This is a genomic window from Caulobacter sp. Root1455 (assembly GCF_001426905.1).
GTDB lineage: Bacteria > Pseudomonadota > Alphaproteobacteria > Caulobacterales > Caulobacteraceae > Caulobacter.
On the sequence record NZ_LMFQ01000012.1, the window covers coordinates 309800 to 318615 of the forward strand.

Consider the following 8816-nt stretch of genomic DNA (forward strand, 5'->3'; position numbering starts at 1 on the left):
TATTTGCCGTTCTCTGCGCGACGTTCGCCCTATTCTTGCCGATAAAGATCATATCTACTTTCTAGTCGGAAGTGTTCGAACGGTGTTATGTGAGGTCTCGCAAGATGATCGCTGCGATCCGACTAGGTCCGAAGCTGATCGGAGCAACGGTTCAACTGGAATTGAACCCGTTCCAGCACCCGCTGCGCGCGAACGCCTTCTTCAATACCCGTAAAGGGGGCGTCTCTGGTCTGGCGGCATCGGATGAAATGGCGGGTTTCTCTGGTCAAAGGCGGTTCGGCGAGCAGATCGACGAAGCGCGGTTCGCTTCCCGCGGCGACCGGCCCGGTCTCGGTCGGGGGGGCACGGCCTGGTCGCGCCGCATCAGTTTTTCCGGTCAGGGTCTCGGCCTCGGCCGGCGCGGCGATGATAATCGCGTCCAGGCCAGCGTCGTCCAGGGCCTGGGCCAGGGGGAGGGCGGGAACGCTCCAGGCCGCGGCCTCGCGCGCGGCGGCGGCCGCGTCGGTGTCGATCACCGCGCCCAGCACGCCAAGCTCCGCGCAGGTCCGGATCAGGTTCCGCCCCCAGGCGCCGCAGCCGACCACGGCGATCCGGGTCAAGCCGCGCTCCCTGGCGTCGAGGACGGGGCGGGCCAACGCAGGGTCAGGTGGGTGTCGTTCGCCGCCGTCATGACGAAGCCCAGCCGGTGATAGAGCCGCTGGGCCGAGAGGTTGTCGCTGGCCACCTGCAGCATCACCGGCGTTCCGACGGCGGCGGCCTCGTCCATCAGCGCCCGCAGGATCGCCCCGCCGATCCCCTGGCCGCGCTGCTCGGGGACCACGGCGATGTCGACTACGCGCAGGCCATCGGTCCCGCGATCGGTGGCCAGCCGCCCGACGGGCGCCGCGTCGATCGTGACGATCTCGAGCCGGGCCTGGGGATAGGCGGCGCGATAGCCCTGGGTCTGGGCGTGGAACTGCTGCTCCATGATCTTGGTCAGCATCTCGGCGGGCAGGGGGATCTGGTCCCAGCCCGGACCGCGCGAGGCGCGGAACAGCGCCAGGCGGAAGGGCGCGTCGGCCTCGACCTCGGGGCGCAGGGCGAAGGATGGCGATGCGACGGGCTCTTCCCGTTCAGGTGGAGAGGTCGTCATAATGGCCGTGCTTCGATTCTGACCCGGGGAACATCATGGCCGCCGAATTCGTCGTCCCGACCGCCGACTCCTTCACCCCGCACGTGGGCGCGTCGTTCCGGGTCGAAGGCGGCGGTCAAGTCCTGTCGCTGAACGAGATCGAGCTGTTCAAGCCCGAGCCGGGGCACGGGCGACCGGACTTCCAGCCCTTCGTGCTGATCTTCAGCGGCCCCCCCGGCGATGTGCTCGCCGAGGGAATGCACACGATGAAGGTCGAGGACGGAACCGCCTACGACCTGTACCTGATCCCGATCCACACGCCCGAGCCCGGGCGGCAGAACTATCAGGCGCTGTTCAACTGACGCCACGCCACAAAATCCGGACGGCCTAGTTCCGCGACGGGAAGATCCCCGCCAGGGCGATGCAGATGTTCACCGTCAGGAACGGCTGGCGGTTTTCGTGCGGCTGGCTGCCGCCCGCCGTCCCAAGGGCCTGGGGCGCCATGGGCGCGGTGGGCGTCACCACGGTGCTGTACATGTTGTAGACCGGAGCGGTGCCTTCGCTGGCGCTGCTGCCCGTCTGTCCGAAACTGTTGCCCGCCGCCGCCGTGCTGAGGTTGCTGGAGCCGGCCTTGGTGGCGTCCACCTTCAGGAAGTGGACGTGGCTCGGGATCTCGGTCTGGAGCAGGGTGTGGGCGTACTCGCCGGTGATCGCGCCCAACGGATAGCTCGAGCTGACGCCTCCCAGGGCCAGGGTCCGCAGGTCAGGCAGGGCGAACGTCGTGACGCCGTTGCCGCCGTAGGTGGTGCCCAGCAACGAGAACAGCGCCTGGTTCTGGGAGATGGCCATGAGTTGACCGTTGCACTGGGCCCAGTGCTTCGGCGGGAAGTTGAACCCCATGATCCGGATTTCGCCCATATACTGCTGAGACATGTGACTTGCTCCTCGTATTCGTCGCGATCGCGATCAGTTGCGGGCGGGGAAGGCGCCCTGCAGGGCGATGCAGTAGTTCAGGAACAGCGTCGGCATCATGTTGTTGTGAGGTTGGCCGCCGCCCGTCTGGGTGATGGTCTGGGGCGGAAGCTGCGTGGCCGGCGTGGTGACGGTGCTGAAGAACAGGCCCTGGGTGTTCTTCGAGAAGTTGCCGGTGAACGCCTTGGCCGGCTGGTTGCCGGCCGAGGTCGAGACGGTCCCGACCGCCGTGGTCACCACCGGCGAGTGGCTGTGTGCGGCCATCTCGGGGGTCAGGATCGTCACGGTCTGCGAACCGCCGGTCTGGCCCAGATCGTAGACTTGCAGGCCGGGCCCGGGCTGGGCGCGGCCGATATGGAGCGGGATGTTGCCCATCAGGTTGGGCAGGCCGAAGTTGCTGGTGCCGTTGCCGCCATAGGTGGTGCCCAGAAGCGAGAACAACGCGGTGTTCTGCTGGATCGGCATGATCTGGCCGTTGCACTGAGCCCAGCCCCTCGGGGCGAAAGGGAAACTGAAAATGCGGATTTCCGCGAGATATTGATCACTCATCTCTTTGAGTCTCCAAAAGATCTTCTGGCGGAAAGGTCAGTTCTGCGACGGGAAGACGCCCGCGGTCGCGAGAATGAAATTGATGCCCAGATAGGGCTGCATGTTCTCGTGCGGCTGGCTGCCGCCGGCGGGCGTGGTCGAGGCGGCCGCCAGGGCGATCTGCTCGTTGGCGCCGTTGTAGGGCGCGTAGCCGAAAATGCCGGTCCCGGTCGGTCCCTGGTCCGAGATCATCGTCGCGGTGGTCGGCGTGGACACCGCGCCCGCCGTCGAAGCCGCGAAGAACGGGTGGGTGTGCGCCGGCAGCTGGGTGGAGATCAGCGTGACGCTCTCGACGCCCGTCATCTGGCCCATGACATAGGTCTGGCCGTTCTTGGAGCCCTGGTGGGTCACGACCCGCCCGCGCAGGTCCGGGATGCCGAACGTGTTGACGCCGTCGCCGCCGTAGGTCGTGCCGAGAAGGACGTACAGCGCGTCGTTCTCCGCGATCGACATCAGCTGGCCGTCACACATGACCCAGCCGACAGGCGCGAAGTTGCCCCCGAACATGCGGATTTCACCAAGATAAGGCTCGGTCATGATCGTTCCCTCGCTCCCAAAAGTCTTAAGTGCCCAGGCATGACGCGCGCGATCGACCTGGACTAAACCTTAAGTCGTCCCCGCGTCTTAACCAAGATTAAGATCAGGCGCCCCACCCCGGCGATTGTCCTCCTCCTAACCCACTATCCTGAGCTGCACAATAGTTAGGAGAACGCGGTTCGCCAATCAGCGTGTGTCTACTTGTGCGGGCGTCGCATCCTCGTTAAGGTTGCGTTTATGGTTTGACTAGAGCGAGGGGGGAGTCAGTTGCGTAATATATGCGCTTTCGTGCGCGCTTTTTCGCCCTCGCGTCGTGCGCGGCCGTTCCGCGCCCCTAGTCCCTTCTTTCACCCATTTCCCGCGGGGCGAGAGTCCCGACGCCGTCGCGCCCGCGCGACGGCGCGTGGTTTTGCCTGAGGCAAAGGACTGACCCATGCCGTTCTCCGGCCAGCTGTGGTACATCACCGAAGGCGGCGACGCCGACACCAAGCTCGTCCGCGTCAATGACGACGGCACCGGCAGCACCACCGTCGTCAGCAACGGCGGGGCGGGCACGGGCGACGACGCCTTCGTCAGCTCGTTCACCTCCGGCCTCGGCATCGACACCGCGACGGGCTTCTATTTCGCCATCCTCAGCAACAGCATCGACGACCACGCCCTGCTGGTGCGGGGCTCGATCAACAGCGCCGCCGCCCCGACCACCGTGGTCGACTTCCCCGACACCATCATCGTCGAAACGATCGAGGTCGATGCGGTCAACCGCAAGATCTATGTCGGCTATCAGGACGGCGCGGGGACGCCGAACGGCAACATCACCGGCATCCGGGTCTACAGCTACGACGCGGCCGGGACCCTCACCGACCTCGGCTTCCTGACCACGGCCGCCACCGACAACCGGCCCAATGAGAGCGGCTTCTTCGTCCTCGATCCGCGCGACTTCGCGATCGACACCACGATCGTGGCCGGCGGTCGGATGTACTACACCGAGACGATCGGCGGCCTGGCGACCGGTCTCTTCCGCCTGGACCTCGCCAACCCGAACAACAGCACGGTCGCGCTGGTCGACGACAACCAGTTCAACAACACCACCTACGCCGACGGCCTGTTCGTCGACGTCGAGGTCGATGAGTCCACCGACCTGGTCTATTTCACGACCCACTCGCAAAACCCGTCGCCCAGCGGCAACTACGACGCCAACGACAACGCCCTCTGGTACATCAGCGGCAGCGCCACCGGCGGCACAGCCGTCAAGGTGACGCTGGTCGGCATGCCGGGCGGCAACCACTTCTACGCCGGCGACATGACGTTCGATCCGTCGACGCGGCAGCTCTACATCGAGAGCGAGGAAGTCGAGAACGGCGGCTCCGACACCGACGACACCATCTACGTCTTCCAGTTGGACGGCGCCGGCACCACCGCCACCCTGCTCCGCCAGATCGATCCCGGCACCACGATTGTCGGGGCCACGGTCGAGGGGATGGTCTTCGCCGACCTGGCGGCCCTGACCGTCACCGGCGCGGGCACGGCGGCGACCGAGCAGGCGGCGTCGGCGACCACCCTGTTGAGCGGCTCCCCGACGATCACCGACAACGGCGGCGGCTACCTGACCGGCGCCACGGTGGCGATCACCGGCGGCACGTTCACCACCAACGAGGACAGCAAGGCCGACGACCACCTCGGCTACGGCGCCGGCAAGCAGGTCTCGGGCACGATCGCCGGCACCAGCATCACCGTCAGCTGGAACGCGGCCGCCGAAACCCTGACGCTCAGCGGCGTCGACACCATCGCCCACTACCAGACCGCTTTGGCCGGGCTGGTCTACTGGGCCACGGGCGACAACCCGACGAACTACGGCGCCAACACCAGCCGCACCATCACCTGGGCGATCAACGACGGCACGCCGGGGATCTCGACCGCGACGACCAACGTCGGCGACACCACGGTCAACATCGGCACGACGACGATCAACATCACGGCGGTCAACGACGCGCCGGTCAACGGCACGGTCTCCAGCGCCACCGGCAACGAAAACACCGATATCGCCGTCACCGGCCTGCAGATCAGCGATGTCGACGCCAATCCGGCCTCGGCGACGGTGACGGTCACCCTGAGCGTGACCAAGGGCATACTGACCCTGCGGACCAATGTCGCCAGCGGTCTGACAGCGGGCAATGTCAGCGGCAACGGCTCCGGCTCGGTGACCGTCACGGGCACGATCAACGCGATCAACACGACCCTGGCGGCCAGCAACGGCCTGCTGTTCCATGGCAACACCAATGTCAGCGGCACCGACACCCTGACCGTGGTCACCAGCGACGGCGGGGCCAGCGGCACGGGCGGCGCGCAGAGCGACACCGACGGCTACACCATCACCATCATCGGGGTGAACGACGCGCCGACCGTGAGCGGCGACGGCACCGAGGCCCTGGCCGCGACCAACGAGGACGTCGCCAACCCGGCCCTGACCAACACGGTCTCGGCCCTGTTCAGCGGCCAGTACAGCGACGGCGACACCGACGCCTTCGCCGGGGTGGCCGTGACCGCCAACGGCTCCACCGGCGGCACCGGCCAGTGGCAGTACTATAACGGCTCGACCTGGGTGAACATCGGCGCGGCCTCGACGGCGGCGGCGGTGACGCTGGCCGCCAGCGCGCCGATCCGCTTCCTGCCGGCCGCCAACTTCAACGGCCCGGCCCCGACCCTTACGGCCAGGGTGGTCGACGCCTCGGGCGGCGCCCTGACCAACGGCGCGGTCGTCAACACCACCACCAACGGCGGCTCCACGCCCTACAGCACCGGCACGGTGGTGCTCAGCCACACCGTCACCGCGGTCAACGACGCCCCGACCGTCACCGGCGGCTCGGCCGTCAGCCTGACGTCGGTCGGCGAGGATTCCGCGCCCGGGGCCGGGCAGACGGTCTCTTCGCTGTTCAGCAGCCACTTCTCCGACACCACGGACACCGTGGGCGGCGGCTCGTCGGCCAACGCCTTCACCGGCGTGGCGGTGACGGCCAACGCGGCGACCGCCGCGGAAGGCGTCTACCAGTACTTCTCGGGGGGCAGCTGGCATGACCTGCCGGCCGTTTCGGCCGCCTCCGCCTTCGTCCTGGACGCCAGCACCCTGGTGCGCTTCGTGCCGGCGGCCGACTATGCCGGCACCGCGCCGTCATTGACCGTCTCGCTGATCGACGACTCGGCCGGCGCGGTGACCACCGGCCAGACTCCGGACCTTAGCACCACCGGCGGTTCGACGCCCTACAGCGCGGCGATGACGCTGAACATCGTGGTCACCCCGACCAACGACGCGCCGGTCGCCAGCGGTTCGGCCACCCTCACGGCGGTCAACGAAGACACCGCCGCCCCGGCCGGCCAGAGCGTCTCGACCCTGTTCGCCTCGCACTTCACCGACCCGGACGCCGGCGACACCCTGGCCGGCGTGGCCATCACCGGCAACGCGGCCGCCAGCCAGGGCGTCTGGCAGTACTTCAACGGCGCCTGGACGACGATCGGCGCGCCCAGCGAGAGCTCCGCCCTGGTGCTGGCGGCCGGAACCCTGGTCCGCTTCCTGCCGGCCGCCAATTTCAACGGCGCGGTCCCGGCCCTGACCGCCTATCTGATCGACAATTCCGGCGGCGCGGTCACGACCGGCGCGACCCTGGACGTCAGCGTCAACGGCGGGCAGACCCGCTTCAGCGACGCCAGCATCGACCTGACCACCAGCATCACGGCCGTGAACGACACGCCCGTGGTTCCGGCCAGCGCCACCGCGGTCGGCGCCACCGAGCAGACGGCGGCGACCCTGCTGGGCTCGCTGACGGTGTCCGACATCGACCTGGACGCCCGCAACAGCGGTTCGGGCGACTATGGCGGCGCCAGCTTCACGGTGCAGCGGGCCTCGGCCAACGCCGCCGACGTCTTCGCTTTCGCCTCGGGCGGCCTGTTCACGGTCAGCGGGGCCAATCTGCAGGTCGGCGGACTGACCTTCGCCACCTTCACCAGCGCCGGCGGCGTGCTGGGCATCACCTTCACCAGTTCCGCCGCGACCGCGACCACGGCGCTGGTCAACGACGTTATCGAACACATCACCTACACCAACGCCAGCAACGCGCCGCCCGCCAGCGTGTCGCTCAACTACGCGCTGACCGACGGCTCGCCCGGCGGCGGCCAGGGATCGGGCGCGACGGACACGGCCAGCGGCTCGGTGACGGTCAACATCACCGCGGTCAACGATTCGCACACCGGCGGCGCCAGCATCACCGGCACGCCGACCGAGGACCAGGTCCTGACAGCGGTCTCGACCCTGGCCGACGTGGACGGCATCGGCACGCTGCACTACCAGTGGCAGCACGACATCGGCGGCGGCTACGTCAATGTCGGCGCCGACCAGTCGACCTACACCCTGGGCGACTCCGACGTCGGCGGCATTGTCCGCGTGGTGATCTACTACACCGACGCCGGCGGCACGGTGGAATCGGCGACCAGTTCCGCCACCGCGTCGATCGCCAACGTCAACGACGCCCCGACCGGCGGCGTCAGCGTCACCGGCACGACCACCGAGAACCAGATCCTGACGGCCGACACCGCCGCCCTGGTCGATCTCGACGGCCTGGGCACGCTGCACTACCAGTGGCAGCACAACGTCGGCAGCGGCTTCGTCAATGTCGGCGCCGATCAGGCGACCTACACCCTGGGCGACCCCGATGTCGGCGGCACGGTCCGGGTGGTGGTCAGCTATACCGACCAGCAGGGCACGGCCGAGGCGGTGACCAGCTCGGCCACCGCCGCCGGCACGACCACCGAGAACCAGATCCTGACGGCCGACACCGCCGCCCTGGCCGATCTCGACGGCCTGGGCACGCTGCACTACCAGTGGCAGCACAACGTCGGCAGCGGCTTCGTCAATGTCGGCGCCGATCAGGCGACCTACACCCTGGGCGACCCCGATGTCGGCGGCACGGTCCGGGTCGTGGTCAGTTACACCGACCAGCRGGGCACGGCCGAGGCGGTGACCAGCTCGGCCACCGCGTCGATCGCCGSGGTCAACGACCCGCACACCGGCGGCGCCAGCATCACCGGCACGCCGACCGAGGACCAGGTCCTGACGGCGGTCTCGACCCTGGCCGACGTCGACGGCCTGGGCACGCTGCACTACGACTGGCAGCGCAACACCGGTTCGGGCTTCGTCAGCATCGGCGCGGCCGATCAGGCGACCTACACCCTGGGCGACTCCGACGTGGGCGGCACGGTCCGGGTGGTGGTCAGCTACACCGACCAGCAGGGCTTCGCCGAGTCGGCGACCAGCTCGGCCACCGCCGCCATCGCCAACGTCAACGACGTCCCGACCGGCGGTGTCAGCGTCACCGGCACGACCACCGAGAACCAGATCCTGACGGCCGACACCGCCGCCCTGGYCGATCTCGACGGTCTGGGCACGCTGCACTACGACTGGCAGCGCAACACCGGTTCGGGCTTCGTCAGCATCGGCGCGGCCGATCAGGCGACCTACACCCTGGGCGACCCCGATGTCGGCGGCACGGTCCGGGTGGTGGTCAGCTACACCGACCAGCAGGGCACGGCCGAAGCGGTGACCAGCTCGGCCACCGCGTCG

The 8816-nt window shown here is 68.1% G+C and carries 7 protein-coding genes; 2 read left to right on the forward strand and 5 right to left on the reverse strand.

Annotated features, from left to right (window positions below; translation table 11 throughout):
• Positions 1–122 precede the first annotated feature (122 nt).
• Together ASD21_RS08840 and ASD21_RS08845 are read right to left on the reverse strand one after the other, a co-directional pair.
• A complete protein-coding gene (locus ASD21_RS08840) occupies positions 123–599 on the reverse strand; it encodes a hypothetical protein (RefSeq protein WP_235524861.1) in 477 nt (158 codons plus the stop codon).
• A complete protein-coding gene (locus ASD21_RS08845) occupies positions 596–1132 on the reverse strand; it encodes a GNAT family N-acetyltransferase (RefSeq protein WP_056439692.1) in 537 nt (178 codons plus the stop codon). Before ASD21_RS08845 ends, ASD21_RS08840 begins: the two co-directional genes overlap by 4 nt.
• Before the next feature lie 35 nt (positions 1133–1167).
• On the opposite strand from ASD21_RS08845, the gene ASD21_RS08850 reads away from it, so the two are divergent.
• Positions 1168–1473 (forward strand): DUF6916 family protein, encoded by a 306-nt coding sequence (locus ASD21_RS08850; protein WP_056439695.1) that lies wholly within the window; start codon positions 1168–1170, stop codon positions 1471–1473.
• A 25-nt stretch (positions 1474–1498) separates the two neighbouring features.
• Here ASD21_RS08850 and ASD21_RS24680 read toward each other — a convergent pair whose 3' ends face one another.
• From ASD21_RS24680 to ASD21_RS08865, 3 genes are read right to left on the reverse strand one after another with little or no spacing between them, the layout of a single operon-like run.
• Entirely contained in the window at positions 1499–2044 is a 546-nt protein-coding gene (locus ASD21_RS24680) for a phage tail protein (protein WP_056439698.1), read from the reverse strand.
• A gap of 33 nt (positions 2045–2077) precedes the next feature.
• Complete coding sequence (locus ASD21_RS24685) at positions 2078–2632, reverse strand: phage tail protein (RefSeq protein WP_056439701.1); 555 nt, start codon at positions 2630–2632, stop codon at positions 2078–2080.
• Positions 2633–2668: 36 nt separating this feature from the next.
• Positions 2669–3208 carry a phage tail protein gene (locus ASD21_RS08865; protein WP_056439704.1) on the reverse strand — a complete coding sequence of 180 codons (540 nt, stop codon included), beginning with the start codon at positions 3206–3208 and terminating at the stop codon, positions 2669–2671.
• A 433-nt stretch (positions 3209–3641) separates the two neighbouring features.
• Between ASD21_RS08865 and ASD21_RS08870 the strand changes: the two genes are divergently transcribed.
• On the forward strand, positions 3642–8816 hold a 5175-nt coding region (locus tag ASD21_RS08870), incomplete at its 3' end, for a beta strand repeat-containing protein (RefSeq protein ID WP_162250221.1).